The sequence below is a fragment of the Streptomyces sp. NRRL F-2664 genome (assembly GCF_000719345.1).
Lineage (GTDB): Bacteria > Actinomycetota > Actinomycetes > Streptomycetales > Streptomycetaceae > Streptomyces.
In genome coordinates, this window is sequence record NZ_JOFX01000002.1 from 92,173 (window position 1) to 116,465 (window position 24,293).

The 24,293-nt window shown below is 73.3% G+C and carries 25 protein-coding genes and 1 tRNA gene; 12 read left to right on the top strand and 14 right to left on the bottom strand.

Annotated elements, in window-relative coordinates; genetic code table 11:
- The first annotated feature begins 59 nt into the window (after nt 1-59).
- Nucleotides 60-548 (top strand): MarR family winged helix-turn-helix transcriptional regulator, encoded by a 489-nt coding sequence (locus IF89_RS0102705; RefSeq protein ID WP_030760462.1) that lies wholly within the window; start codon nt 60-62, stop codon nt 546-548.
- Nucleotides 549-565: 17 nt separating this feature from the next.
- Here the strand turns inward: IF89_RS0102705 and IF89_RS0102710 are convergent, their stop codons facing one another.
- The 3 genes from IF89_RS0102710 to IF89_RS0102720 are packed head-to-tail and all read right to left on the bottom strand — an operon-like array spanning nt 566 to nt 4,676.
- Nucleotides 566-1,915: an AAA domain-containing protein gene (locus IF89_RS0102710; protein ID WP_078628056.1), complete on the bottom strand. Its 1,350-nt coding sequence runs from the start codon at nt 1,913-1,915 to the stop codon at nt 566-568.
- Nucleotides 1,912-3,495, bottom strand: coding sequence for a hypothetical protein (locus IF89_RS0102715; protein WP_030760468.1), 1,584 nt, complete (start codon nt 3,493-3,495; stop codon nt 1,912-1,914). Before IF89_RS0102715 ends, IF89_RS0102710 begins: the two co-directional genes overlap by 4 nt.
- On the bottom strand, nt 3,483-4,676 hold the full coding sequence (locus IF89_RS0102720; RefSeq protein WP_107047200.1) for a hypothetical protein: 1,194 nt from the start codon (nt 4,674-4,676) through the stop codon (nt 3,483-3,485). Before IF89_RS0102720 ends, IF89_RS0102715 begins: the two co-directional genes overlap by 13 nt.
- A 127-nt stretch (nt 4,677-4,803) precedes the next feature.
- On the opposite strand from IF89_RS0102720, the gene IF89_RS0102725 reads away from it, so the two are divergent.
- A complete protein-coding gene (locus IF89_RS0102725) occupies nt 4,804-5,418 on the top strand; it encodes a histidine phosphatase family protein (RefSeq protein WP_030760472.1) in 615 nt (204 codons plus the stop codon).
- A 389-nt stretch (nt 5,419-5,807) separates the two neighbouring features.
- On the opposite strand, the gene IF89_RS0102730 is transcribed toward IF89_RS0102725, so the two are convergent.
- Nucleotides 5,808-7,130: a hypothetical protein gene (locus IF89_RS0102730; protein ID WP_030760474.1), complete on the bottom strand. Its 1,323-nt coding sequence runs from the start codon at nt 7,128-7,130 to the stop codon at nt 5,808-5,810.
- Nucleotides 7,131-7,379: 249 nt separating this feature from the next.
- Here IF89_RS0102730 and IF89_RS0102735 point away from each other — a divergent pair, with 249 nt between their 5' ends.
- The 3 genes from IF89_RS0102735 (at nt 7,380) to IF89_RS0102745 (ending at nt 9,437) form a co-directional block, all read left to right on the top strand.
- Complete coding sequence (locus IF89_RS0102735) at nt 7,380-7,787, top strand: hypothetical protein (RefSeq protein ID WP_030760475.1); 408 nt, start codon at nt 7,380-7,382, stop codon at nt 7,785-7,787.
- 34 nt (nt 7,788-7,821) lie between these two features.
- Complete coding sequence (locus IF89_RS0102740) at nt 7,822-8,700, top strand: spermidine synthase (protein ID WP_030760477.1); 879 nt, start codon at nt 7,822-7,824, stop codon at nt 8,698-8,700.
- 101 nt (nt 8,701-8,801) lie between these two features.
- The gene (locus IF89_RS0102745; protein ID WP_051806736.1) at nt 8,802-9,437 is read left to right on the top strand and encodes a class I SAM-dependent methyltransferase; all 636 of its coding nucleotides are present in this window, start codon (nt 8,802-8,804) and stop codon (nt 9,435-9,437) included.
- Between the two features lie 47 nt (nt 9,438-9,484).
- On the opposite strand, the gene IF89_RS0102750 is transcribed toward IF89_RS0102745, so the two are convergent.
- Nucleotides 9,485-10,033 (bottom strand): hypothetical protein, encoded by a 549-nt coding sequence (locus IF89_RS0102750; protein ID WP_030760481.1) that lies wholly within the window; start codon nt 10,031-10,033, stop codon nt 9,485-9,487.
- 79 nt (nt 10,034-10,112) lie between these two features.
- Between IF89_RS0102750 and IF89_RS0102755 the strand changes: the two genes are divergently transcribed.
- The 4 genes from IF89_RS0102755 (at nt 10,113) to IF89_RS0102770 (ending at nt 13,113) form a co-directional block, all read left to right on the top strand.
- Entirely contained in the window at nt 10,113-10,802 is a 690-nt protein-coding gene (locus IF89_RS0102755; protein WP_030760484.1) for a response regulator transcription factor, read from the top strand.
- Between the two features lie 7 nt (nt 10,803-10,809).
- On the top strand, nt 10,810-12,216 hold the full coding sequence (locus IF89_RS0102760; RefSeq protein ID WP_030760487.1) for a sensor histidine kinase: 1,407 nt from the start codon (nt 10,810-10,812) through the stop codon (nt 12,214-12,216).
- A gap of 73 nt (nt 12,217-12,289) precedes the next feature.
- Nucleotides 12,290-12,454 carry a DUF5993 family protein gene (locus tag IF89_RS46875; RefSeq protein ID WP_199820457.1) on the top strand — a complete coding sequence of 55 codons (165 nt, stop codon included), beginning with the start codon at nt 12,290-12,292 and terminating at the stop codon, nt 12,452-12,454.
- A gap of 2 nt (nt 12,455-12,456) precedes the next feature.
- Nucleotides 12,457-13,113: a disulfide bond formation protein B gene (locus IF89_RS0102770; RefSeq protein ID WP_051806737.1), complete on the top strand. Its 657-nt coding sequence runs from the start codon at nt 12,457-12,459 to the stop codon at nt 13,111-13,113.
- A 56-nt stretch (nt 13,114-13,169) separates the two neighbouring features.
- Here the strand turns inward: IF89_RS0102770 and IF89_RS0102775 are convergent, their stop codons facing one another.
- The 5 genes from IF89_RS0102775 to IF89_RS0102795 all read right to left on the bottom strand — a co-directional run bounded on the left by IF89_RS0102775 (nt 13,170) and on the right by IF89_RS0102795 (nt 18,561).
- A complete protein-coding gene (locus tag IF89_RS0102775) occupies nt 13,170-13,670 on the bottom strand; it encodes a MarR family winged helix-turn-helix transcriptional regulator (RefSeq protein WP_051806738.1) in 501 nt (166 codons plus the stop codon).
- A gap of 296 nt (nt 13,671-13,966) precedes the next feature.
- Nucleotides 13,967-15,391 carry a GH1 family beta-glucosidase gene (locus IF89_RS0102780; protein WP_078628058.1) on the bottom strand — a complete coding sequence of 475 codons (1,425 nt, stop codon included), beginning with the start codon at nt 15,389-15,391 and terminating at the stop codon, nt 13,967-13,969.
- Nucleotides 15,388-16,212: a carbohydrate ABC transporter permease gene (locus tag IF89_RS0102785; RefSeq protein WP_030760502.1), complete on the bottom strand. Its 825-nt coding sequence runs from the start codon at nt 16,210-16,212 to the stop codon at nt 15,388-15,390. Before IF89_RS0102785 ends, IF89_RS0102780 begins: the two co-directional genes overlap by 4 nt.
- Complete coding sequence (locus IF89_RS0102790; RefSeq protein ID WP_030760504.1) at nt 16,209-17,204, bottom strand: carbohydrate ABC transporter permease; 996 nt, start codon at nt 17,202-17,204, stop codon at nt 16,209-16,211. Before IF89_RS0102790 ends, IF89_RS0102785 begins: the two co-directional genes overlap by 4 nt.
- 7 nt (nt 17,205-17,211) lie before the next feature.
- Nucleotides 17,212-18,561, bottom strand: a complete 1,350-nt coding sequence (locus IF89_RS0102795) for an ABC transporter substrate-binding protein (protein WP_030760505.1) — start codon at nt 18,559-18,561, stop codon at nt 17,212-17,214.
- A gap of 105 nt (nt 18,562-18,666) precedes the next feature.
- Here IF89_RS0102795 and IF89_RS0102800 point away from each other — a divergent pair, with 105 nt between their 5' ends.
- The gene (locus IF89_RS0102800; protein ID WP_030760507.1) at nt 18,667-19,710 is read left to right on the top strand and encodes a LacI family DNA-binding transcriptional regulator; all 1,044 of its coding nucleotides are present in this window, start codon (nt 18,667-18,669) and stop codon (nt 19,708-19,710) included.
- Between the two features lie 110 nt (nt 19,711-19,820).
- On the opposite strand, the gene IF89_RS0102805 is transcribed toward IF89_RS0102800, so the two are convergent.
- The 4 genes from IF89_RS0102805 to IF89_RS44430 all read right to left on the bottom strand — a co-directional run bounded on the left by IF89_RS0102805 (nt 19,821) and on the right by IF89_RS44430 (nt 22,700).
- A tRNA-His gene (locus IF89_RS0102805) sits at nt 19,821-19,893 on the bottom strand.
- Nucleotides 19,894-19,997: 104 nt separating this feature from the next.
- A complete protein-coding gene (gene orn, locus IF89_RS0102810) occupies nt 19,998-20,600 on the bottom strand; it encodes an oligoribonuclease (protein WP_030760509.1) in 603 nt (200 codons plus the stop codon).
- Nucleotides 20,601-20,705: 105 nt separating this feature from the next.
- Nucleotides 20,706-21,878, bottom strand: a complete 1,173-nt coding sequence (locus IF89_RS0102815; RefSeq protein ID WP_030760512.1) for a helix-turn-helix domain-containing protein — start codon at nt 21,876-21,878, stop codon at nt 20,706-20,708.
- 396 nt (nt 21,879-22,274) lie between these two features.
- Nucleotides 22,275-22,700 carry a hypothetical protein gene (locus IF89_RS44430; protein WP_324605292.1) on the bottom strand — a complete coding sequence of 142 codons (426 nt, stop codon included), beginning with the start codon at nt 22,698-22,700 and terminating at the stop codon, nt 22,275-22,277.
- Nucleotides 22,701-23,023: 323 nt separating this feature from the next.
- On the opposite strand from IF89_RS44430, the gene IF89_RS0102825 reads away from it, so the two are divergent.
- Together IF89_RS0102825 and IF89_RS0102830 are read left to right on the top strand one after the other, a co-directional pair.
- On the top strand, nt 23,024-23,557 hold the full coding sequence (locus IF89_RS0102825; RefSeq protein ID WP_030655530.1) for a universal stress protein: 534 nt from the start codon (nt 23,024-23,026) through the stop codon (nt 23,555-23,557).
- Nucleotides 23,558-23,655: 98 nt separating this feature from the next.
- Nucleotides 23,656-24,225, top strand: coding sequence for a GPR1/FUN34/YaaH family transporter (locus IF89_RS0102830; protein ID WP_030760518.1), 570 nt, complete (start codon nt 23,656-23,658; stop codon nt 24,223-24,225).
- Nucleotides 24,226-24,293: the final 68 nt, after the last annotated feature.

The window sequence follows — 24,293 nt, forward strand, 5'->3', positions numbered from 1 at the left end:
TGTGAGTGACGTGTCAACCAGGTAGGTGATGTGTCATCGATCTGGCTAGAGTGGCAGACATGACCCCCGCATCCGAGCCCGAGCCCCGCTGGCTCACCGAGGCCGAGCAGGACGCCTGGTACACGTGGCGACGGATGTTCCCGCTGGTCAACGCGGAGATCGCCCGCGATCTGAACCAGGACAGCGGGCTCTCCGAAGCCGACTACGACGTGCTGTCCGTGCTCGGCAGCACGGACGGCCACCGCATGCGCATCAGCGCTCTGGCAGAACTGATGCGCTGGTCGCGCAGCCGGCTGTCCCACCAGCTCACCCGCATGGAGCAGCGCGGCATCGTGCGACGCGAGGAGGTGGCCACCGACGGCCGGGGCGCCGAGGTGGTCCTCACCGACACCGGAATCACCGCCATCACGGACGCCGCACCGCTCCACGTGGAATCCGTACGGCGCCACCTGATCGACTTCCTCACCCCGGACCAGCTCCGGACCCTCGCCGAGATGGGCGAGGCGCTCCGCCACCGCTTCGGCGCCGACCGCAAGGGCAGGGACTGAGCGCAGCACCCGACCCGTCAGGGCCGCCAGCGCACCCGGTGCTCGGCGAGGTGCGCCAGCACCGAGTGGTTCGCCTCCCAGCCGTCCGGGAACTTCACCGTCACGCCCAGCTGCACCGGCTCCGTCGACGGATGGTCGTCCAACAGCTCCGCTATCCCGGCCCGGGCCACCACCACGCACGCGTGCCGGTGCCGCGAGGCCAGCACGCACAACCGGCCCGTCTCCAGATGGAAGGCCGTCGCGTCCGGGCGGCCCGACAGCGGGTGCAGGACCACCGTCAGGTCGTACTCGCGGCCCTGCAGCCGGTTCGCCGTGTCCACCGTGACCCCGCCCACCCCGAGCGACGCCAGCGCCGCGCGCACCGCGGCCGCCTGGTCGCGGTGCGCGGTGCCGACCGCGATCCGGTCCGGCGTCAGCGGGGCCGGCTCCGGGGACTGCTCGTCCGAGGCCACCGCCCCCCGGTCCAGGGCCCGACGGACCACCAGGGCCACCGCGCCCACCGCCTCCGGGTCCGTACGCGGAGTGTGCCGCGCCGGCAGCTCCAGCAGGCCCCAGCCGGCCTCCGCGGCCTCGTCCAGCACCCGGTCCGGGCCCGACCCGTCCGAGGCCACCCCGTACGACAGCCTCCGCTCGCCCGGGCCCGTACCGCTGCGGAACTGCGTGTACGGGTAGAACGCGCGGGAGACCAGCGGCGCCGCCGTCGCCGGGAGCCGCCACGACACCGGCAGGCGGTGCTGCGGCAGCTGCGGATTGTGCGCCAGCAGCGTGCTCACCGCCGACGCCGAAGGGTCGTAGGACAGCCCTGCCCACTGCTCCGCCCCGACCACGCTGAAGGGGTCCAGCTGCCCCGGATCGCCCACGAACAGCGCCCGCTCGAACAGCCCGGCCACCGCCAGCAGCGCGTCCGAGCGCATCTGGTACGCCTCGTCGACGATCGCGTGCTGCCAGGGCTCGACGTCCTTGACGAACGCCCACTTCGCCGCCGTGGAAATGGTGATCGGCAACTCCGCCAGGTCCCCCGGTTTCGCCGACAGCGTCACCGACGGCAGCTCCCGCAGCGCCGGGTCGTAGGCGTCCCCGTCGCTGCTGTGCAGCCGGCCGACCCGCAGCTGCGGATCCTTGGCGGCGAGGCGCAGCACCAGGTCGTCGACCTGCGCGTTCGTCTGCGCCACCACCATCAGCCGGCGCCCCGCCGCGGCCAGCTCCCGCGCCGCGCGGACCACGAGCGTGGACTTGCCGGCCCCCGGCGGGGAGTCGACGACGACCCCCCGCTCGGTCCCGTGCAGCGTGTCGTGCAGGATCTCCGCCGTCGCCCGCGCGGCAGCGGCACCCGGGTCGAAGACGGCGGGAGCGGTCACAGGAGTCACAGGATGTCCTCGTCGGTGACGGCGTCGGGAAGGTGGACGGCGGCAGCGGACCCGGGCGGCCCGCCGTGCGTCCACGGCGTCTGCTCCGGATCCGGGAGCTTCGGACCGCCGCGCGCGTCGTGCTCGAAAAGCGTCCAGCACACGCGGTCGCCCTTCTCCGGCACGGAACCGGGCTCCGGGTCCCGGCCGCGCCCCATCTTGTCGAGCAGCCGCAGCACCACCTGGCCGTCCTCCTCGAAGCGCACGAACTGAGCGCTCTGCGGCCGCCCCTCCACCGAGCGGTACACCTTCACGACGCCGCCGTCCCCGAGCTGCGGCCGGTCCTCCGTGGACACCGTCACCAGCGGTCGCGGGCTCGGCCGCTTGGACTCCGTCCACTCCATCACCACCTCGGTGACCTCACCGGCGAAAGCCTCCCCCGCCAGCCGCCGGCCGGCCATGACCAGGGGGTCGTCCAGCGCCTCCTGCGCGTCCAGGCGCACCTGCTCCGTCTCCCGCGTGGCGAGCTTCTGCGCCGCCGTCACCGCGTCGTCGCGGCGCGGCTGCGGCGGCTCCCCCGCCCGTACCCGGTCCCGGTGTCCGGTGTAGGACCAGCGGTCACGCGTCCAGCGCTCCTCCGCCCGCTCGCCCGCCGGCAGCGCGCGGACCAGGTCGATCGCCTCCCACGTGGCCCACCAGGTGCTGGTCATCTGGCCCACGACCAGCCGCCGCACGGCTTCCTCCGCCGCACGGACCTCGCGGTCGCCGTCGCCGGGCCCGGCCGCACGGGCCGCGCGCGCCGCGTCGTACCGGGCGATCGCCGGGGCCAGCAGCTTGTTGTCGAAGGCCGGATCGGTGGCCGGACCGGCCGGCGGACACAGCAACTGGCCGGACCCGTCGCGGCCCAGCTCCGCCCGCAGGGCCGCCTCGGCCCCCGATCCGCCGCCCGACGGCGCGATCCAGGCCAGCAGCGCGCCCAGGTGCTGGTCCTCCAGGTTGCTCTGGCCGGTCGCCCAGTGCCGCGACAGCAGGTCCGTCGCCGACAGCAGCATCGAGGACCCGGGCACCCGCGCCCGCTCGCCGAGGTGCGTGAACCAGCGGCCCAGCAGCGGCACCCGCGACGGCGCCGGATGCGGTTGGTCCGGATCCTCCTCCGCGGTGCGCCGGAAGCGCATCGACCGCCCCAGCAGCCGCACGTACTCGATGCCCGCCCGGCTCGGCACGATCACCTGCGGGGCGTCCACGCACAGCTCCGTCTCGACCTTGACCCGCTTGCCCGTCTCCGGGTCGGTCTCGGTGCGCTCGGCCGGCTCGACGGCGTCGGCGTACGCGTCGATGTGGGCGAGCACGTGGACCGCGAGGTCCGCGAGGAACGCCCAGCGCAGGTCCCGGTCGCGGGGCTGGGGCACCACGAAGACCCGCGGCTCGTTCCGGTCGGTGCCGACCATCGCGCCCAGCGGCGCCCCCGCCTCACCGGCCGTGGTCAGCGGTACGAAGACCAGCGGACTGCCGCTCAGATGCCGGTGGCGCACCGTCGCGAGCGGCTGGGCGTGACCGGCTCGGACGGCCTCCAGCCGGGCCAGGGTGCTCAGCAGGGGCATGCGGGGGACTCCGGGACGTGCGGGCGGGGACGGGGGAGGTCGGCAGCCGGCGCTGCGTCGCGGGCACTCCCCAGCGCCTCGGCGCGCAACCGGGCCGCGCGGTGCAGGGCGGCGGCCGTGGGGTCCTCGGCGCAACCGGCCCCGGAAGCCGCCGCGAGGGCCGCCTCGACGGTGGTCAGCGCGCCCAGCTCACCCCGTACGGAGCGGCCCAGCGCCGTCACCTCGCCCGCGGAGCGGGCCCGCTCCCGGCAGTGGAAGGCCAGCTCGCAGGCGGCCAGGCACTCCGGGGCGTAGGCGGCGTCCACCGCCGCGACCGCCTCGGCCAGTTCCTCGGGGGTCCGCTCCGGATCGAAGGTCAGCCCCTCGGGCAGCGTGGCGGCCAGCTCCTCGACCCGGGTCAGCCGGTCCAGCTGGCGCCGGGTGACCGAGCGCTCGCGGCGGATGTCGACGGCGGCGGCGGTGGGCAGGTTCGAGAAGTCCTTGGGGCACACCAGCAGCACGCTGTGCCCGACCTCGGCGCCGGCCAGCTTCTGCGCGGTCCGCTCCAGCGCCAGGACGTACACGGCGGCCTGGCGTGCCGCCGCACCCACCTTCGCGGCGTCCGCGGCCGCGTCGATCATGGGGAACGACTTGATCTCCACCACGGTCCAGCGGCCGTCGGGGTGCACGACGACGGCGTCCGGCTCCAGGTAGGCCGGGGATCCGGCCACCTCCAGGGCCAGCATCGGGTGGTCCAGCAGGGTCCAGTCCTTCGCCGCGGTCGCCTCGCGCAGGGCGAGGGCGGTACGGGCGGCGCGGCCCTCGGGCCCGGCGGCGGTGAGGTCGGGGACCCGGGCGCCGGCGCCCGGCGGCTCCGCGCCCGGATCGAGGTGGCCGTGGACCAGCCGCAGCAGCTCGGCGCCGCCGTCGCCCTTGACCTTCGCCTCGAAGGAGTTCCCGCGGACGATGGCGAACTGCGACTGCCCGAACGCGGCGGGCGAGCCGAGGGCCGTGGCGAGGGCGTGCTTGTCCACGCCGGCGCCGTCGAGCAGTGCGCGTCTGCCGCAACCGGGGTTGGCGGCGAGGGCCGCCAGCGCCCGGGCGTCGAGCGGGCGGGGCTGCACGGAGGGGCCTCGCAGGCCGGCGAGCCGCTGACGCAGCGTGGTGGGCTGCGGGGGGCTGCTGGGCGGGTAAGAGCTCACCCGCGGAAGTGTCCCATCCGCCACTGACAATCGTGTGCGGAAGCGGGGAAACGGGCCGGTGGGAGAGCCGACCGGGGGCGTGATGGATGATGGACGGACGAGGAAACGCACTGATCGGGAGATTCGCATGGCCCCCCGCATCCTGCTGGCGCGCCACGGCCAGACGGCGTGGTCCCGGCTCGGTAAGCACACGGGACGCACGGACGTACCGCTGCTGGAGGAGGGCCGACAGGGCGCGAAACTGCTCGGCGACCGCCTGGCCCGCGCCCCGTGGCAGGGGCTGCCCGACCTGGAGGTGCGCACCAGCCCGCTGGTCCGCGCGAGCGAGAGCTGCGAGCTGGCGGGCTTCGGGGTGCGGGCGGAGCCGTGGGACGCCCTCCTGGAGTGGGACTACGGCGACTACGAGGGCATGACCCCGGCCGAGATCCAGGCCGTCCGACCGGGCTGGCTGATCTGGCGCGACGGCGTCCCGGGCGGGGAGTCCGTCGCCGACATCTCGGCGCGCGCCGACGAGGTGGTGGCGTGGGCGCGCTCGGCGGAGCGGGACGTACTGGTCTTCGCCCACGGACACATCCTGCGGACGCTGGCCGCGCGCTGGCTGGGCTTCGACGCGTCCTTCGGGGCCCGGATCCGCCTGGAGCCGACCTCCCTGTCGGTCCTTGGCTGGGCCTACGGCGCGCCGGCCCTGGAACGCTGGAACGACACGGGGCACCTCGACGCCGATCCGCTCCCGCGGGGGTAGCGGTCCCAGGGGCGCTGCCCCGGACCCCGCGCCTCAAGCGCCGGCGGGGCTGGGGTGTGCCTGGTCGGGGGTGTGGCTGTTGGGGCGAAACACGGTCGCGGCGACGGCGGAGTCGCGGTGCCGGGCAGGGGTGTCTCCTCGGCTCGGCGGGTGCCGTACTTCGCGGCCGTACCCGGCGGTGACGCCTCGTCCTGCGGGGACACCCCTGCCCGTCCCCGCTCCGGATGCGACGAGGAGGGTTCCCCAAGCAGGCCGGCTCCGGCGGGACACCACCCCCACACAGCACCGACACCGAGCAGCAAAATCCAGCCCCGCCGGCGCTTGAGGCGCGGGGTCCGGGGCGGAGCCCCGGCAACCACCGGCCCGCACCGCCGCCATGCGGCCGGGCGCTACGTGGAGGCGTGCCGGCTCAGGAACGCACCCACCCGCGGCGACCGCTGATGCGGCACGAGGACCCCGGCCGTCCCCGCGAGCAGCGCCCGCACCCGAGTCGACTGCACCTCCCCCAGCAGGTCCAGCACCCGCGACCCCGCCCACGCCGCCTCGTCCGGTGCGTCCGCCCGCGCCAGGTCGCCGGCCAGCTCGGCGGTGTAGAGCGCCACGTTCCGTGCGAAGTGCGGGTCCTGCAGGTCGGCCGCCCGCCGCGCGTGCCGCGCCGCGCGGGCGTGCTCGCCGAGCGCCGACCAGCACCGCGCCTCCAGCGACTCCAGCTCCGCCTCGCCGAAGAAGGACATCCATTCGGGATCCGCCTCCGCCGGCCCCCGGGAGAACTCCCGATGGGCCCGCGTCAGCGACTCCTCGCACGCCTTGCGGTCGCCCAGCCCCGCCCACCCGCCGGCCTCCCGCAGCGCGAGCAGCGCCAGCAGCCTCGGCGAGCCGAGGGAGGCCGCCGCGCGCCTGCCCGCCTGGGCCGCCCGTACCGCCTCGCGCGAGCGGCCGGTGTCCCGGGCCAGGAAGGACATGTTGCTGAAGGCGTGCGCCTCCAGGCCGGCGTCCCGTACCACCCGGGCCGTGGCCAGCGCCTCCGCGTAGTGCGAGCGGGCGTCGTCGAAGCGGCCGGAGTCGTGGGCCAGCCAGCCGACCGAGACGGCCAGCTCGCCGGCGCCCGAGTGCAGCCTGTCCTCGGTGGACTGCCGCGTGGCACCGACGTCGAGCAGGGCGTAGGCGGTGCGCAGGGGTTCGGACGCCCGGCGGTAGAGGGCGTCGGCCCCGTGCCGGTCGTCCAGCAGCCGGATCCGGCGTACGGCGTCCTCGACGGCCGCGGCCTCGGACTCGCCGACGCGTGCGGGCAGTCGGCGGGTGTCACCGAGCAGGGTGAGGCCGAGCGTCGCGGCCGCAACGGTGGCGGAACCGCCCGCCATGAACGCGCGACGCAGCACGTCGCTCTCCTTGGCACTGGTAGGGGGACAGGGGACAGGGGCGGGATGGTGCGGGCCCCGCTGCGCCGAGCGCCCGCGTACGCTCTCGCGCGGGGAGAAGCCCAGGTCGGCGAGGGTGTGGCCGGGGTACATGTGGAGGAAGACCCGCTCGTAGGCGTAGTTGGGGCAGCGGATCTCGCCGGACTCGACCCGGCCGATGTAGCGCGCGTCGCAGGAAACCGTTTCTCCGATCTCCTTCGCCGCCCGTCGTACCAGGGCCGCGAACTCGGCGGGGGAGCGCTGCCCACGCAGCCGCCGGAACGTGGAGTTGGGTGAGTGGGGGAACGCCGCCATGGACGTGACCTCTCTGGCAAGGAACGCAGCGCCGATGCGGTGGCCGGTGCAGTGGGGGCCGGCGCGCATGAACGTACCGCCGGCGAGGGGGCGTTCACGCGATGTTTAGCTACAAAACGGATATCTCACCCGCGATCCGCCATGAAGTGCCATCCTTTGCGGCGTCTTGGTGCCGCACCCGTTGACGTCCCCGTGCGTTGAACCCATGCGCAGACGGATCGAGGAGGGGTTCCCTTGGTGGAGGCCGGCATGCAGAGCACTGGAACGAACACCGCACCCGAGCCCGGCGCGGCCCCGGACCTGGACCTCGACCTGGTGACCGTGCCCACCCGCCAGGGCCTGGAGGCGGTGGACATCATCCGCCGCGCCGCCGGCGGGTCCGGCCCGGTGGGGCCCGTCCTCCACGACGGGTCCGGTGACACCCTCGGCTTCCTCGTCCCGCCCGGCACCGCCGACGCCTGGGACCTCCCGGGCAGCGCGTGCACGCAGACCGACGGGCGCGGGATGCGCTTCGGCGACGCCGTCTCGCCCACGGCCGGCGCCACGGGCTGGCTGCTCCCGCCGGACGCCGTCGGGCCGGTCACGGACCCCGAGGTGCTGCGCGCGGCGCTCGGCGAGGCGGCCCGGCTGATCGAGGCCGCGGACAACTGCCGCTGACCGCTCCCGGCCCGCCGGACCGCACAATGGGGTGGTGGCGGGCAAGGACAGGAACAAGCACAGGCAGCGCGGGCGGGGCGGCGCGGAGGCGGTCGTCGGGCAGGTGGACGGCGGCCGGGCGGAGCTGGAGCCGGACCGCGAGCGGCCCGGCGCCTGGACCCTGCTGATCGACGGTGCCCCGCAGTCGCACGTGGACCTGGGCGATCCCGCCCACCTGGACTTCGCCTACCAGCGGCGGATCGGCCACCTGATCGACCTCGCCGCGCCGGACCGCCGGCCGCTGAACGTGCTGCACCTGGGCGGCGGTGCCTTCACCCTGGCCCGCTACACGGCGGCGTCCCGCCCGCGCTCCACGCAGCAGATCGTGGAGATCGACGCCGCCCTGGTGGCCTTCGTACGGGAGCACCTGCCCATGGACCCGCAGGCGCGGGTCCGTATCCGGGCGGTGGACGCGCGGGCCGGCCTGGCGAAGGTGCCGGACGGCTGGGCGGACCTGGTGATCGCGGACGTGTTCAGCGGGGCGCAGACCCCGGCGCACCTGACGAGCACCGAGTTCCTGGACGACGTACGGCGGGCGCTGGCGCCGACCGGGTGGTACATCGCGAACCTCGCCGACGGCCCGCCGCTGACGCACCTGCGCGGCCAGATCGCGACGGCGGCGTCCCGCTTCGCGGAGCTGGCGCTGGCCGCCGACCCGGTGGTGTGGCGGGGGAAGCGGTTCGGCAACGCCGTTCTGGTGGCCGCCGACCGCGAGCTGCCCGTCTCGGAGTTCACCCGGCGGGTCGCGAGCGACCCCCACCCGGGCCGGGTCGAGCACGGCCGCGCCCTCGCGGACTTCGCCGGAGGCGCCGCCCCGGTCGCGGACGCCTCCGCCGCCGCCTCCCCGAAACCCCCGCCCTCCGTCTTCCGTTAGAAAGATCAACGCATTCACTTCCGGAGGGCGTTGGCGCTGCGTAGCCTGTGAACCCCTCGGAGGGCCACCCCCTCCCACGGCACCTTCCGGAACGGCGATCGATGTCTGACATCCCCGCATCTCCTGGTGCTCCGCAGCCGAGCACACCCAGCACCGCGACCGCGGACTACACGCGCCGGCTGGCCCGCCTCGAACGGTCCGGGATCAAGCGGCTGCTGCCCACGCAGGCCCCCTACCGCTGGAACCTGCGGCGGCTGCGGTTGGGCCGGGTCCTCGACATCGGCTGCGGGCTGGGCCGCAACCTGGTCGACTGCGAACCCGCCAGCGTCGGCGTCGACCACAACCCGCACTCGGTGCGGACGTGCCGTGAGCGCGGGCTGACCGCCTACACGCCCGACGGGCTGGCAGCGGCGCCGGACTGCGGCCCCGGCTCCTTCGACAGCCTGCTGGTCGCGCACGTGCTGGAGCACGTGGAGGAGGAGACGGGCGCCGGGCTGCTGGAGCGGTACCTGCCCCTGGTCAGGCCGGGCGGTTCGGTTGTCATGATCACCCCGCAGGAGGCGGGCTACCGCTCCGACGCCACGCACATCCGCTGGGTCGGCTTCGAGGAGCTGCGCGCCCACGCCGCGGAGGCCGGGGTGGCGGTCCGCCGGACGTACTCCTTCCCCTTCCCCCGTGCGCTGGGCAAGGTCTTCCCGTACAACGAGTTCGTGCTGGTGGGCACGGTCCCCGTCTGATCCCGGACGGGGTCGGCCTCGCCCTGGGGACCGTTCCGGCGGGGGCGTCAGGGGTCGACGATCTCGACCACCGGCGGGTGGTTGTGCCAGGTGCAGAAGACCGACACCTCGCGGCCGTCGAGGGTGAAGGTGACCCGGATCCAGAAGTCCTGCTTCCACACCTGCATCCGCCAGCCGGCCGCCGGGGTCGCGGAGACCAGTTCGGCCGAGGACGTGCCGAGGGAGAAGGTGACCCTGCCGCCGGAGACCGGATACGCCTTCACCTTCCCCGCGTCCTGACCGACCGGCTGCTGCCGGCCGTCCGGCGAGGCCGAGGGTTTCTGCGCCGGCCCGCCGACCGAGGGCCCGGCGGTCGGTGACGCGGACGGGCCGGGCGACGGGGACCCCGAAGCGGACGCGGACGGCGACGGCGACGGCGAGTGGGAAGGCTGCGCGCTGCGGGTCGGGGAGGACAGCGGCTGCGTGGCCAGGGGCACCGCGAGCGGTCGGTCGTAGGCCGTGCCCGACATGACGGTGTGGACGCCCCACCAGCACAGCGTCACCGCCGCCCCGGTCGCGAGCATCCACGCCATGGCATGCACAAGTCCTCTTTGCATCACGGCACATACTGCACCACGCGTCACAGAAGTGTCCCGACACCCCGTGGGGTCGCCCGGATGGACTACGGTGCGGCCCATGGCAAGTGTGCTCGTGGTCGAGGACGACCAGTTCGTACGTTCCGCCCTCATCCGGCACCTGACCGACGCCTCGCACACCGTGCGGAGCGTCGGCACGGCCCTGGAGGCCCTGCGCGAGGTCGCGCACCACCGCTTCGACGTGGTCATCCTCGACCTCGGACTGCCCGACCTGGACGGGTCCGAGGCGCTCAAGATGCTGCGCGGCATCACCGACGTGCCCGTCATCATCGCCACCGCACGCGACGACGAGGCGGAGATCGTCCGGCTGCTCAACGACGGCGCCGACGACTACCTGACCAAACCTTTCTCCGTCGAACACCTCTCCGCCCGCATGGCCGCCGTCCTGCGCCGTGCCCGGGCCGCCGCCGGGGCCGAACCGCCCTCGCGCGTCCTGCGCGTCGGAGGCCTCGCCATCGACCCGCTGCGCCGCCAGGCCGAGCTCGACGGGGTGGTCCTGGACCTCACCCGCCGCGAGTTCGACCTGCTGGCCTTCCTCGCCGGCCGGCCCGGCGTGGTCGTGGCCCGGCGCGAACTGCTCGCCGAGGTCTGGCAGCAGTCGTACGGGGACGACCAGACGATCGACGTCCACCTCTCCTGGCTGCGCCGCAAACTCGGCGAGACCGCCGCCCGGCCGCGCTACCTGCACACCCTGCGCGGCGTCGGCGTGAAGCTGGAGCCGCCGCAGTGATGCCGCGATGAGATGGGCCCTGGTCAAGGTGTGCCTCGCGGTCACGGCCATGGTCGTCGTGGCTTTCGCCGTACCGCTCGGGCTCGTCGTCCAGGAGATGGCGAGCGACCGGGCCTTCTCCAACGCCGAGCGGCAGGCCGCCAGCATCGGCCCGACCCTGTCGATCACCACCGACCCGGTGCAGCTGCGCAAGGCGGTGGAGTCCACGCAGATGGGCGCCGCCCGGCGGATGGCCGTACACGTACCCGCGCTCGGTGACAGCCCGCCGGTGAGCATCGGCGAGGGCCGGGCCGAGGAGCGTGCGGTAGCCGAGACCCGGCGGATGGGACGAGCCACGACGGCCGAGGTCGCCGGCGGGGGTTCCGCGCTGCTCCAGCCGACGGCGCTCGGCTCCGGAGACATCGCCGTCGTGGAGATCTTCGTACCGGAGCGCGAGGTCAGCAACGGCGTCGCCACGGCCTGGCTGGTCCTGGCAGGCGTCGGCCTGGCCCTCATCGTCGGCTCGGTCGCGGTCGCCGACCGGCTCGGCGCCCGGCTGGTCCGGCCGGCCGAACGGCTCGCCGACGCCGCGCACCAGCTCGGCGAGGGACGGCTCGGGGCGCGGGTGCCCGAGGCCGGGCCGAAGGAGCTGCGCTCGGCGGCGCTCGCCTTCAACGCGATGGCGGACCAGGTCGTCGAGCTCCTCGCGAACGAACGCGAACTCGCCGCCGACCTCTCGCACCGGCTGCGCACCCCGCTGACCGTGCTCCGGCTCAACGCGGCCTCGCTCGGCGACGGCCCGGCCGCCGAGCAGACCCGGGCGGCGGTGGAGCAGCTGGAGCGCGAGGTCGACACGATCATCCGGACGGCCCGGGAGCAGCGCCCGGCGACCGGCCTGGCCGGGGCGGGGGCGGGGGCCGGATGCGACGCCTCCGAGGTGATCCGCGACCGGATGGACTTCTGGTCGGCGCTCGCGGAGGACGAGGGCCGCGAGGTGCGGCTTGCGGGGGTCGACCGTACGGTACGGATCCCCGTGGCGCGGCCCGAACTCGCCGCGGCCCTGGACGCCATGCTCGGCAACGTCTTCCGGCACACCCCCGAGGGCACCCCCTTCGCGGTGGACGTCCACGACGCCGGCGACGCGGTGATCGTGCTCGTCTCCGACGCCGGCCCCGGCATCTCCGACCCGGACGCGGCCCTGCGCCGCGGCAACGACGGCGGCCGCGACGGATCGACGGGGCTCGGGCTGGACATCGTGCGCCGGGTCGCGGAGTCGACCGGCGGCGACGTACGGCTGGGGCGTTCTGTCCTCGGCGGCACGGAGGTCCGGGTGTGGATCGGCCTGGACGGCCGGAGCGCGGGCGGACCGGGTGGGAGGCGGGCGGGCCGCGGCCGACGGGGCGGCCGACGCGACCGGCGACGGCAACCGACGTAACCAGGGCGCGCCACGCCGTGACCGGGGGCGCGCCTAGCAGGCGGGATGTGCTCGCCTCGGTACGGTCCGCGGCATGGACACCCTCATCTTCGGCGGGCTCCTCGCCACGCTGATCGCCATGTACCGGGAGACGTCCCGGATGGTCGTGCTCGGGGCGTGGTGGGTCATGCTCATCGCCGTCACCCTGCTGATGGCACACCACGTGACCGGCAGCCTGGCCCTGACGCTGAGCTGGTGACGATGGCCACGATCGAGAGCCTCGTCCCGGAGCGCACGCCCGAGGCCACGCAGCCGGGCAAGGTCCAGTACTGGTTCGCCTGCTTCTTCGCCGTCGGCTGGGCGGGCGTGGTGGGTGCCGGCCTCTTCCACCAGTTCGGGGCGCGGGAGTTCCCGTCGCCGCTGTGCCTCGTGCAGCGGATGTTCATGCTGCTCGCGGCGATGGGAGCGGCGTACATCATCCGCACCGCGCTGCTGCGCGGCTCGGTGACGGGACGCCACTACATGACGGGCTGGGGTCTGACGCTGATCGCGCTGATGGGCGGCTCCTTCGCGTCCTGGCGGCAGACGACGCTGCACATCCTGCCGGGGGCCAAGGGATACGGGGGCGAGGTGTTCGGCCTCCACCTCTACGTGTGGGCGCTGATCCTCTTCCAGGTCTCCGTGGTCGTCGTGGGCATCGCCCTGGCCACCGCCCACACGACGGCGGAGCACGGCGTTCCGGCGACCGGGCCGGGGCTGCTGCGCACAGCGGGTCTGGGCGTCCTGTGGCTGCTGGGTGCGGTCATCGCCGTGAGCATGGCGGCCGCCTTCTTCGAGGAGGGCTTCCACTGGTTCCTCCCGGACGCCCCTGACCGGTACCGGTTCTTCCACGACATCGGGGTGCTGGGCCGGCCGTGAGCCGGTCCGGACCTCCGTGAGGTCGCCGCGGGCGAGGGCCTCCGCGGCGCCTGTCGTCAGCCGGGTTCGCCCGACGCCAGCCGCTCGGCCTGGGCGCGACCCACCTCGGCGGCGCGGTGCAGGTAGTCGGCGATGACGGCGAGTTCGGAGTCGGAGTAGCCCTCCAGTACGGCGCCGAAGGCGCGGCCCGGGGTGTCCCACGCGGCGGCGATGCGCCGGCGTGCCTCGGGGGAGAGGGCGACGAGGGAGCGGCGGCGGTCGTTCGGGTCGGCCTGCCGTTCGACGATGCCCGCCTTGACCATCCGGTCGACAAGACGGGTCGCCGAGCCCGAGGTCAGGCCGGTGAGGCGGGCGATGTCGCCGGTGCTGACGGGGCCGGGCTCCCTGTCGAGGAGGACGACGCACTGCAGGTCGGTGGGGTGCAGGCCGACGGAGTCGGCCATCGCCTGGTTGAAGAGGGAGTAGTCGGTGTAGTGGCGCCGGCTCTCGGTCACGATGCGCGCCAGCAGCTCGGCGCGGCTCCACTCATCACCCGTACGGGGGGAATCGGTTGACATCGGATTCTCCGTGCTCCAAATTTATCTGTGTGACGCAGAGAGTGTGTGGTGCGGAATCTGCGTCGCGTAGTCATCGTAGCGCGAGTCCACCCCCCTTTCGCGGAATGAGGATCCGTCATGTTCGTTCTTGTGACCGGCGGCGCCGTCGCCCGGCCCGGTGCGGTCCACGGCGACCTCACCGGTCGGGCGGGGAAGGCCGAGGTGGACGGCACCATACCCGGCCCGGACCTACCGCACCCGGGTCGAGGACCACGCCGACCTCCTCGCGTGACCTCGCCCCACGGACGGTCGGACGGTCAGAGGGCTCCCTTCCGGGCCAGACGGGCGTACCAGTGGGCGCTGGAGCGCGGTGTGCGGACCTGGGTGTCGTAGTCCACGTGCACGATGCCGAAGCGCTTGCTGTACCCGTAGGACCATTCGAAGTTGTCCAGCAGCGACCAGAGGAAGTAGCCGCCCACGGGGGCGCCGTCCGCCAGCGCGCGGTGGACGGTGGCCAGGTGGGCCTCCAGGTAGGCGATCCGCTGCGGGTCGTGCAGGTCCGGGGCGTAGGCCGCGCCGTTCTCGGTGACCATCAGCGGCAGGCCGGGCGCCTCGCGGGTGAAGCGCATCAACAGGTCGTACAAGCCGGTCGGGTCGATGGACCAGCCCATGTCGGTCTGTTCGCCCGGGGGCTGGTGGAAGGCGACGGTGTCTGCGGCGGGCCAGGGGGAGTGGGCCGTGGCGCCGTGGCCGTCGGCGCGCGGGCCGTTGCCGTCCGGGGCTGCCGATACCACCGCCGGCGTGTAGTAGTTCACGCCGAGGAAGTCCAGCGGCTGGTGGATCAGCGCCTCGTCGCCGGTACGGACGAACGACCAGTTCGTCAGGGCGGCTGTGTCCTCCATCAGGTCCTGGGGGTAGGCGCCGTGCAGCAGGGGCCCGGTGAAGACGCGGTTGGCGAGCGCGTCGATCCGGCGGGCCGCGTCCAGGTCGGCGGCCGAGCCGGTCAGCGGGCGCACCGCGCTCGGGTTGAGTGCGATGCCGACCCGGGTGCGGGCCGGCAGGGCCGCTGCGGCCAGGCCGTGGGCGAGGTTGAGGTGGTGGGCGGCCCGCAGCGAGTCGACGGGCGAGGTGCGGCCGGGGGCGTGCACGCCGGAGGCGTAGCCGAGGAAGGCGCTGCACCAGGGCTCGTTGAGGGTGGTCCACAGATCCACGCGGTCGGCGAGGGCGTCGGCGACCTGCCCTGCGTACTGGGCGAAGGCGTAGGCCGTCTCCCGCTCGGGCCAGCCGCCCGCGTCCTCCAGCTCCTGCGGGAGGTCCCAGTGGTAGAGGGTCACGCAGGGCCGGATGCCGTGGGCGAGCAGCTCGTCGACGAGTGCGTCGTAGAAGCCGAGCCCGCCGGCGAGAACGCGCGGCCAGGACACGGAGAACCGGTAGGCGCCGAGCCCCAGTTCGGCCATGAGTGCGACGTCCTCGCGCCACAGGCGGTGGTGGTCGACCGCGACGTCGCCGGTGTGGCCGCCGTACACCTTGCCCGGGGTGCGGCAGAAGGTGTCCCAGATGGACGGCCCGCGCAGGGCGGCCGCGCCCTCGATCTGGAAGGCCGCCGTGGCCGTGCCCCACAGGAACCCGTCGGGGAAACGGAGTTCTCCGCCGCCCGGGTCCGTCGCGTTGGCCGTGTGCGCCGCGGCGGAGGCGGGTGATGTGTGCGCCGCGTCCGCCGCGTGCGTCGGGGTGTCAGTCATCCCTTTACCGCTCCCTGCATGATGCCGCCGACGATCTGGCGGCCGAAGACGAGGAACACCAGCAGCAGCGGGAGCGTGCCCAGGAGCGCACCCGCCATGATCACCGACTGGTCGGGGATGTAGCCCCGGCCCAGCCCGGTGAGGGCCACCTGCACCGTCGGGCTGCCGTTCTGGGTCAGCGCGACGATCGGCCAGAAGAAGTCGTTCCAGGACATGACGAAGGTCAGCATCCCGAGCACCGCCATCGCCGGCCGGGCTGCGGGGAAGACCACGTGCCACATGACCCGCAGGGAACTCGCCCCGTCGGTGCGGGCGGCCTCCACCAGTTCCGTCGGCAGCGCGTGCACCAGGTACTGGCGCATGAAGAACACCCCGAAGGCGCACACCAGCGACGGCAGGACCACCGCCTGCAGCCGGTCGGTCCACGACAGCTTCGCGATCAGCATGTACAGCGGCACCACGCTCAGCTGCGGCGGGATCAGCATCGTCCCCACGACCAGCGCCATCAGCATCCGGCGGCCGCGGAAGCGGAGTTTGGCGAAGGCGAAGCCCGCCAGCGTGGAGAACAGGACCGTCCCGACGGTGACCGTGCCCGCCACGATCACCGTGTTCAGCAGGGCCGTGCCCATGTTGGCGTCGGTCCAGGCGATCTGCAGATTGCGCCCCAGGTTCCCGCCGAACCAGAACGGCGGCGGGGTCTGCGCCAGGCGCGTGTTGGTGCGGGACGCCGCGATCGCCGTCCACACCAGCGGGAAGAGCGAACCGGCCGTGAAGAGGGCGAGCACCACATAGGTGAGCCGGCCCGCGCGCAGCGATCTCATCGCGCATCCCCCCGTCCGCGCAGCAGCCGCGCCGCCCCCGCGATCAGCAGCAGGATCAGGAACATCGCCCAGGCGATCGCGGAGGCCCGCCCCAGGTGCAGGTTCACCCAGCCCTGCTCGTACAGGTACAGCCCGAGCGTCTGGAACTGGTGGTCCGAGCCGCCCGTCGCGCCCGCCCCGCCGTTGAACAGCAGCGGCTCGCCGAAGAGCTGGGTCGCCCCGATCGTCGACACCACGCACGTGAAGAGGATCGTCGGCCGCAGCGAGGGCACGGTGACGTGCAGGAACTGCTGCCAGCGCGAGGCGCCGTCCAGTGCGGCCGACTCGTACAGCTCGCCCGGTACGGCCTGCATGGCCGCCAGGTAGATCAGCGCGTTGTAACCCGTCCACCGCCAGATGACGATGGTCGAGACCGCCAACTGGGAGGCGAAGGTGCCGTTCTGCCAGTCCACCGGCCCGAGGCCGACCCCCGACAGTACCCAGTTGATCATCCCGTAGTCCCGGCCGAAGAGCAGCACGAAGACGAGCGTGGCCGCCGCCACCGAGGTGGCGTACGGGGTGAGCACGGCGACCCGGAAGAACGCCGAGCCCCGCAGTCGGTAGTTGAGCAGATGGGCCACGCCCAGCGCGATCGCCAGCTGCGGCACCGTCGACAGCAGGCCGATCGTGACGGTGTTGCGCAGCGCGTTCCAGAAGAACTCGTCGTCCCACAGGCGGGTGAAGTTGCGCAGGCCCACCCACGTCATGGCATCCGGATCGGTGAGCTCCACCTGGTGCAGCGCCGCCCAGCCCGTGTACAGCAGCGGGAACAGCCCGAAGGCGGCGAAGAAGAGGAAGAAGGGCGCCACGAAGGCGTACGGGCTCCAGCGCAGGTCCCAGCGGTAGCGGCGCGAGCGCCACACCTGGCCCCGGCGGCCCCGGCCGCCCCCCTCCGCCGCCGGCCGCTCGGGCGCGGCGGCGGAGGGGGGCAGGAGTGCCGTCTCGTCCGTCACCGGCGCCTCACTGGTCCAGGGCGTTGTCGATGGCCTTCACCGCGGCCTCCCAGCCCTCCTGCGGGCTGCGGCCCTTCTGGTCGACCTGGAGCATCCCGATGTCCGCCAGGTTCTGCGCGATCACGAGGTCCTTCGGGCCGACCACCGTCACCGGCACCCCCTGGGCCGCCTTGGAGAAGATCTCCCCGATCGGGGCCCCGCCGAAGTACGCGTGCTTCGCCCCCGACACCGCCGGCAGCTTGTACGCGGCGCTCGCGCTCGGGAAGCTGCCCCGCTTCTCGAAGAGCTTCGCCTGCTGCTCCGGAGCCGTCAGCCAGGCCGCCAGCTTGGCCGCCGCCTCGGCGTTCTTGCCGGCCTTCGGGACCACCAGGAAGGAACCGCCCCAGTTGCTGGGCTTCGGTGCCTGCGCCACGTCCCACTTGTCCTTGCCCGACGGGCCCGCCTTGTCCTGGATGTAGCCGAGCATCCAGGCCGGGCAGGAGACCGTGGCGAAGGCGCCGTTGGCGAAGCCCTGGTCCCAGCCCGGGGTGAACTGCTGCAGCTTGGCGCTGAGCCCCTCGGTGGCGAAGGACGCCGCCAGGTCGAACGCCCCGCGCACCGCCGGGTTGGTCTTGTAGACGACCTTGCCCTGCTCGTCGTAGAAGCGCTGGGCGCTGCTGCCGGTCACCGCGGCCATGACACCCGACGCCGAGTCCACGAAGGCCTTGCCGTCGCCCGCCTTGGCCTTGTACGCCTTGCCGGTCTCCAGGTACTTGTTCCAGTCGCCCGCCCACAGCGCGCCGACCGCCTCCCGGTCCGAGGGCAGCCCGGCCGCCTCGAACAGGTCCTTGCGGTAGCAGATGCCCTGCGGGCCTATGTCGGTGCCGAGGCCGACCGTGGCGCCGCCCTTCGCGGCGGGCGCCGTGCCCTGCGCCCACTTCCAGGGCAGGTACGCGGCCTTGTCCACGCCGGCCACCTTGCCCAGGTCCACCAGCTTGTCGGCCTGGGTGGCGGTGATCTCGGCGATGTTGTTCACCTCGACGGCCTGGATGTCGGCGAGCCCGCTGCCCGTCCCCAGGTGCGTCAGGAGCTGGGGGTAGTAGTTCTCGTTGCGTTCGATGGAGGTCTGCTCGATGCGGATCCCCGGGTTCTGCGCCATGTACTCGTCGTAGAGCCCGGCCTCCTGAAGGCCGAAGGCCCCGAAGACGCCCACGGTCAGGGTGGTCCCTCCCTTTCCGCCGGCGGAGGCGCCCGGCTTCGGGTCCGTCTCGGGGTCCTGCGCGCACCCGGCGAGCAGCAGTGCGGCGGCGCCCATCGAGGCGACGGCCGTGACGAGGGTTCTTCGGGCTCGCGCTCGGGCGGGGGGCTGGGCTCGCATGGTTCCTCCCTGAAGGGGTGGGCGACAACGTGGGGGTGTCGTGTGACACAGTGTGGGAGCGCTCCCACAGTAGTCAAGGGGTAGATTCACAACCGGGAGGAAGCCATGAACGGGCATGGGCGCAGTGGGGGACGGCCGACGCTGGAAGAGGTCGCGGCACGCGCCGGCGTCGGGCGCGGCACCGTGTCCCGGGTGATCAACGGGTCCTCCAAGGTCAGCGAGCGGACGAGGGCCGCCGTCGAGGCCGCCGTGACCGAGCTGGGGTACGTACCGAACCGGGCGGCCCGGGCCCTCGCGGCCAACCGCAACGACGCCATCGCGCTCGTGATCCCCGAGCCCGAGGCCCGCTTCTTCGCGGAGCCGTACTTCTCCGAGGTGGTCCGCGGCGTCGGGGCCGCCCTCGCGGAGACCGACATCCAGCTCGTCCTCACCCTGGCCGGGAGCGACCGGGAGCGGCGCCGCCTCGCGCAGTACCTGTCCGGGCACCGCGTCGACGGCGTCCTGCTCGTCTCCGTCCACGCCGGGGACCCGCTGCCGGAACTGCTGGCCGAGCTCGGCATCCCCACCGTGATCAGCGGCCGCCGCTCCGCCGCCGAGACGCTGCCCTGCGTGGACTCCGACAACCTGGAGGGCGCCGCAGAGGCCGTACGCCACCTGCTCGACCGGGGGCGCCGTACGATCGCCACGATCACCGGCCCGCTGGACGTGTACGGGGCCCACTGCCGGCTCGACGGCTACCGGCAGGCCCTGGCCGCCGCGGGCCGGCCCGTCGACGAGCGGCTGGTCGCGGTCGCCGACTTCACCGAGGAGGGCGGCCGCCGGGCCATGCGCGAGCTGCTGGAACGCAGCCCCTCCCTCGACGCGGTCTTCGCCTCCTCGGACGTCATGGCGGCGGGGGCCCGGCGGGAGCTGCGTGCGGCCGGCCGAAGGATCCCGCAGGACGTGGCCCTGGTCGGCTTCGACGACTCGGTGCTGGCCCGGCACATGGACCCGCCGCTGACCAGCGTCCGCCAGCCGATCGAGGAGATGGGCCGGACCATGGCGAGGATGCTGCTGGAGCGCGTCGCGGGGCGGCGGGGGAGCTCCGCCGGCGCGGGCGGGCCCGCGGTCGTCCTGCAGAACAGACTGGTGGTCCGGGAGTCGTCCTGACCGTAGCGGCGCCGGACTCGCGGCAGGCGACCACTCCCCGGCCCGCGGACGGCAACCCCCGACATGCAGAAGGCCCCGGTCCGCTTTCGCGTACCGGGGCCTTCCCGCAGGGTGAGTGACGGGACTTGAACCCGCGGCCACCTGGACCACAACCAGGTGCTCTACCAGCTGAGCTACACCCACCATGTCCGGTCGGAAACCGACCGGCCGAAGAAAAGGGTACAGGGTCCGGGAGGGTGCTCGCTCCACCCTTTCCCGCACCCCCTCCGGATGGACGGCGGGCGGAGCTACGCGCCCGGCGCCGTGTGCTTGGCGGCGATGCTGCGGGCGGTGTCCGAATCGGGCCCCGGCTGCGGCACGAAGACCGCCTCCCGGTAGTAGCGCAGCTCGGTGATGGAGTCCTTGATGTCCGCCAGCGCCCGGTGGTTGCCGTTCTTCGGGGGGCTGTTGAAATACGCCCGCGGGTACCAGCGGCGCGCCAGCTCCTTGACCGAGGACACGTCCACGATCCGGTAGTGCAGATAGCTCTCCAGCGCGGCCATGTCGCGGAGCAGGAAGCCGCGGTCGGTGCCGACCGAGTTCCCGCAGAGCGGCGCCTTGCGCGGCTCCTTCACGTGCTCCCGCACGTAGGCCAGGACCTGCGCCTCGGCATCCGCGAGGGTGGTCCCGCCGGCCAGCTCGTCGAGCAGGCCGGAGGCGGTGTGCATCTCGCGCACCACGTCGGGCATGGTCTCCAGGGCCGCGTCCGGCGGGCGGATCACGATGTCCACGCCCTCGCCGAGCACGTTGAGTTCCGAGTCGGTGACCAGCGCGGCCACCTCGATAAGTGCGTCGTCCGTCAACGAGAGCCCGGTCATCTCGCAGTCGATCCACACCATGCGATCGTTCATGTGTCCCACCTTATGCGGTCCCCTGCGGAGCGGACCGCATATGCGGAAGGTCCCCCATCGGCGGTGACCGGTGGGGGACCTTCGCTGTCGTACCCGTGGTGCGCCCTACGCGTGTTCCCGCAGGACCCGGCCCGGGGAGTAGAGCTCCGTCACCGTCGGACCCGCCGCCGCCAGGGCCGCCGCGGCCCGGTGCGGCTGCGGAGTGCGCTGGTGCGGGACCGGTCCGCCCGAGATCTCCGAGACCTGCGCCACGTCGGCCTGCGGGCGGCGCGCACGGTAGGCGGAGCGGTAGGCGGCCGGGGAGGACCCCAGCTGCCGCCGGAAGTGGCCGCGCAGGGCGACCGGCGAGCGGAACCCGCAGCGGCCGGCGACCTCGTCGACCGAGTAGTCGGAGGTCTCCAGCAGCCGCTGTGCCTGGAGCACCCGCTGGGTGATCAGCCACTGCAGCGGCGCGCTGCCGGTGAGCGAGCGGAACCGCCGGTCGAAGGTGCGCCTGCTCATGTACGCGCGGGCGGCGAGGGTCTCCACGTCGAACTGCTCGTGGAGGTGTTCCAGCGCCCAGGCGACCACCTCGGCCAGCGGGTCGGCGCCGATCTCCTCCGGCAGCGACCGGTCGAGGTAGCGCTCCTGGCCGCCCGTACGGCGCGGCGGTACGACGAGCCTGCGGGCCAGGGCCCCGGCCGCCTCGCTGCCGTGGTCGGTGCGCACGATGTGCAGGCACAGGTCGATGCCGGCCGCCGTGCCCGCGGAGGTGAGCACGTCGCCGTCGTCGACGAACAGTTCGCGCGGGTCGACATGGACGGACGGGTAGCGCTTGGCCAGCGTCGGCGCGTACATCCAGTGCGTCGTCGCGGGCCGGCCGTCCAGCAGACCGGCGGCCGCGAGCACGAAGGCCCCGGTGCACAGTCCGACGATCCGGGCCCCCTCCTCGTGCGCCAGACGCAGTGCGTCCAGCGCCTCGGGAGGCGGCGGTGAAGTGATGGAGCGCCAGGCGGGAACGACGACCGTGCCTGCCCGGGCGATCGCCTCCAACCCGTACGGCGCGGTCAGTTCGAGTCCGCCGGTGGTCCTCAGCGGACCGTCCTCACCGGCGCACACGAGCAGTCGGTAGCGTGGAACTCCCGCGTCCTGCCGGTCGATGCCGAACACGGAGAGTGGAATGGAACTCTCGAAGATCGGTCCGCCGCTGAAGAGCAGCACCGCGACGATCTCCCTGCGGCGACGCCCCGCGAGCTTCCTGCCGGCGTCCGCGACGACGGCGGTGGAATCCTGGCTCATGGCGCTAAGCCCCCCTTGGGTGTCGCGACTCCTTGGTCTGGTCGCACCTGCACGTTTCCCCTCGGCCTTGCACGTGGATCCCCCGCCGTAAATACATGATCGAATCTACTGCGTCCCGTGGTGTCGGCGTGACAAGTTCAGCACGCAGCGCTATGTCGACTTCTCAACTTGGCGAAAAGCATTCGATCAGGAAGGGTTCCACTCCGCTACCCGGGTGGGAAGCGCGGAGCGCGGCTGTGGCCAGTACCCGTAGGGCCGGAACGCCCCCCGTCGAATGTCGTCGCTGGTGGTGGGCGGGTCGGGGGAACATTCCGGCAAGGAGGCCACCCTGCCGGGAAGTTGGCTGAAAACGAGCGGGTGTGGGTGTGCGAATGAGTCAGCCGTGCGGGGCCCGGGTCACTCGTGCGGGGAGGCGGACCCGGAGGTGCGGCAGCCGTGGCGGCCCCCGCCCGCTGCGCGCGAGTGCCGGCGGCGGTGCGCCGACAGGGGCCGCTCCTGCGCCCGGACCCGGGCCGCGGCCCGTTCCGAATGGCGCAGGAGGACCAGGCAGGCCGCCGTGACGACGAACAGGCCGAGGGTGGCGACCGCCGCCCCGCCGAGGGACGTCCCGTAGACGACGAGGACGACCGGTACGAGCAGGCAGCTGAAGGCGGCCCAGCGCACGACGTCGCCCGCGGGGTCGTCGTCGGGGCGCCCCGAGGGCCGCACGGACGGGTGAAGCGACCGGCGCGCAGGGGCGGCGAAGCGCGGGCCCGGGTCGGGGAAGTGGACGGACTGGGTCGGCTGAGCTGGCTGGTCGGGGTGAACCGGATGGCCGGACACGGCGTACTCCCTGCGGGCTCTTCCTGAACGGTCGGACGCGTGTCCAACGCCGCTCGAAGGGCCTCGGTCACTGCGCGCACGGGTGGCAACGGGGCGCTGCCGTCACTGGCTGTAGGGGACAGCCGACATTGCCAAGGCGCGCTCGCTCCGGCATGCTCCCTGGGACGCTCTCCAAGTGCGGCAAGCCCTGGGCAGGACAGGAGTGTCGCCGTACCCTGGTGGGTAAGGGCTTGGGAAGATGCTTCCCGGACAGAGCTCGGTCACCCTGCGTCGCTGATTTCGCCCCTGTTGCTTCCTCCAAGGACCTCCTCGCCGAGACACCCATGGCCGGTCACGAATTCTCCGAACCCGCGGACCGCAAGCGCAAACGCCTCGCCGACCCCGCGTCGGCCGCCGAGCTGCGCGCGGTGGAACAGACACGCTCGCCCTGCGACCCGGCCTTCCGGCACGGCGTCGTGGTGGGATTCGACGGCTCGACGTCCAGCGAGCGCGCGCTCGCCTACGCGATCGGCATGGCCCGCCGCTCCGGATCGGGGCTGATCATCGTCCATGTGGCCAACCGGCTGCCCACCACCGTGTGGGCCGGCTGCGAGCCGCCCGTCTTCGTGGACGTGCCGGACCACCGCACCGAAGTGCTCGGGCTGGAGCTGGCCTGCGCCGACTACCTGGCGGAAGTGCCGTGGATCCTCGTCGAGCGCGGTGGTGACATCTGCCATGAGCTGGAGGAGGTCGGCCGGGAGTATTCGGCCGACGCCATCGTGGTCGGCTCCACCCACGGGATCGTGGGCCGGATCTTCGGCTCGGTGGCCGGCCGGCTCGCCAAGCGCGCACAGCGACCGGTCGTTGTCATTCCGTGACCGGTTGTCACGTCGATTGTGCGGTTGTGCCCTCGTGTAAAGGGTAGATAAATGCTGCTGGGATGCAGCAAACAACTGCAGATCGAAGGGAGCCCGCCGTGGACAATGGTGTCTCTGCGGGAAGCACGGCATCGACTTCGACCCTTGGGAACATCGCCCTGGGTCTCACCCTTCTCGCATTCGGTATCGGCCACACCGGTGTCATCGACGGCGTGTCCGCTGCCGGCTCCGTGTCGCTCGCCATGTACGTGGGCGGCGCCGCCCTCTTCCTCCTCGGCCTCCTGGAGTACCGCGGCGGCAACGGATTCAACGGCACCGCGTTCGCGGGCCTCGGCGTCTTCTGGTTCACGTGGGCCAAGGGGGCGGGCGGTTCGGCCTCCGACGAGGCCGCCGGAACGTTTCTGGTCCTGTTCGCCATGCTCGCGCTGACCCTCACGGTCGCCGCCGCGAGCGGCGTGTTCGGCCAGGGGCTGTACGGCCTGCTGACCCTCTCCCTCGTCCTGCTGGCCATCGCGTCCTTCGTGGACAACGGCATGCTGGCCAAGGCGGGCGGCTGGGTCGCCGCGGTCGCCGGTCTGCTGGCCTGGTACGGCGCCACCGCCGCTCTGGCCCACTGGCCGATGGCCTTCGGCCGGGCCCGGCGCAGCGACGCGGTCGCCGCGGGCTGAGCACCACGCGAAGAGCCCCCGTGCGCGGTGCGCACGGGGGCTCTTCGCTGTCCGGCGGCAGCCCGGGG

What these genes read in the sequence shown, in the direction of transcription:
- IF89_RS0102705 (WP_030760462.1), top strand. Translation starts at nt 60, where the DNA reads ATGACCCCCGCATCCGAGCCCGAGCCCCGCTGGCTCACCGAGGCCGAG.
- IF89_RS0102715 (WP_030760468.1), bottom strand. Translation starts at nt 3,495, where the DNA reads ATGCCCCTGCTGAGCACCCTGGCCCGGCTGGAGGCCGTCCGAGCCGGT.
- IF89_RS0102725 (WP_030760472.1), top strand. Translation starts at nt 4,804, where the DNA reads ATGGCCCCCCGCATCCTGCTGGCGCGCCACGGCCAGACGGCGTGGTCC.
- IF89_RS0102730 (WP_030760474.1), bottom strand. Translation starts at nt 7,130, where the DNA reads ATGGCGGCGTTCCCCCACTCACCCAACTCCACGTTCCGGCGGCTGCGT.
- IF89_RS0102735 (WP_030760475.1), top strand. Translation starts at nt 7,380, where the DNA reads ATGCAGAGCACTGGAACGAACACCGCACCCGAGCCCGGCGCGGCCCCG.
- IF89_RS0102745 (WP_051806736.1), top strand. Translation starts at nt 8,802, where the DNA reads ATGTCTGACATCCCCGCATCTCCTGGTGCTCCGCAGCCGAGCACACCC.
- IF89_RS0102750 (WP_030760481.1), bottom strand. Translation starts at nt 10,033, where the DNA reads ATGCAAAGAGGACTTGTGCATGCCATGGCGTGGATGCTCGCGACCGGG.
- IF89_RS0102755 (WP_030760484.1), top strand. Translation starts at nt 10,113, where the DNA reads ATGGCAAGTGTGCTCGTGGTCGAGGACGACCAGTTCGTACGTTCCGCC.
- IF89_RS0102760 (WP_030760487.1), top strand. Translation starts at nt 10,810, where the DNA reads ATGAGATGGGCCCTGGTCAAGGTGTGCCTCGCGGTCACGGCCATGGTC.
- IF89_RS46875 (WP_199820457.1), top strand. Translation starts at nt 12,290, where the DNA reads ATGGACACCCTCATCTTCGGCGGGCTCCTCGCCACGCTGATCGCCATG.
- IF89_RS0102770 (WP_051806737.1), top strand. Translation starts at nt 12,457, where the DNA reads ATGGCCACGATCGAGAGCCTCGTCCCGGAGCGCACGCCCGAGGCCACG.
- IF89_RS0102775 (WP_051806738.1), bottom strand. Translation starts at nt 13,670, where the DNA reads ATGTCAACCGATTCCCCCCGTACGGGTGATGAGTGGAGCCGCGCCGAG.
- IF89_RS0102780 (WP_078628058.1), bottom strand. Translation starts at nt 15,391, where the DNA reads ATGACTGACACCCCGACGCACGCGGCGGACGCGGCGCACACATCACCC.
- IF89_RS0102785 (WP_030760502.1), bottom strand. Translation starts at nt 16,212, where the DNA reads ATGAGATCGCTGCGCGCGGGCCGGCTCACCTATGTGGTGCTCGCCCTC.
- IF89_RS0102795 (WP_030760505.1), bottom strand. Translation starts at nt 18,561, where the DNA reads ATGCGAGCCCAGCCCCCCGCCCGAGCGCGAGCCCGAAGAACCCTCGTC.
- IF89_RS0102800 (WP_030760507.1), top strand. Translation starts at nt 18,667, where the DNA reads ATGAACGGGCATGGGCGCAGTGGGGGACGGCCGACGCTGGAAGAGGTC.
- orn (WP_030760509.1), bottom strand. Translation starts at nt 20,600, where the DNA reads ATGAACGATCGCATGGTGTGGATCGACTGCGAGATGACCGGGCTCTCG.
- IF89_RS0102815 (WP_030760512.1), bottom strand. Translation starts at nt 21,878, where the DNA reads ATGAGCCAGGATTCCACCGCCGTCGTCGCGGACGCCGGCAGGAAGCTC.
- IF89_RS0102825 (WP_030655530.1), top strand. Translation starts at nt 23,024, where the DNA reads ATGGCCGGTCACGAATTCTCCGAACCCGCGGACCGCAAGCGCAAACGC.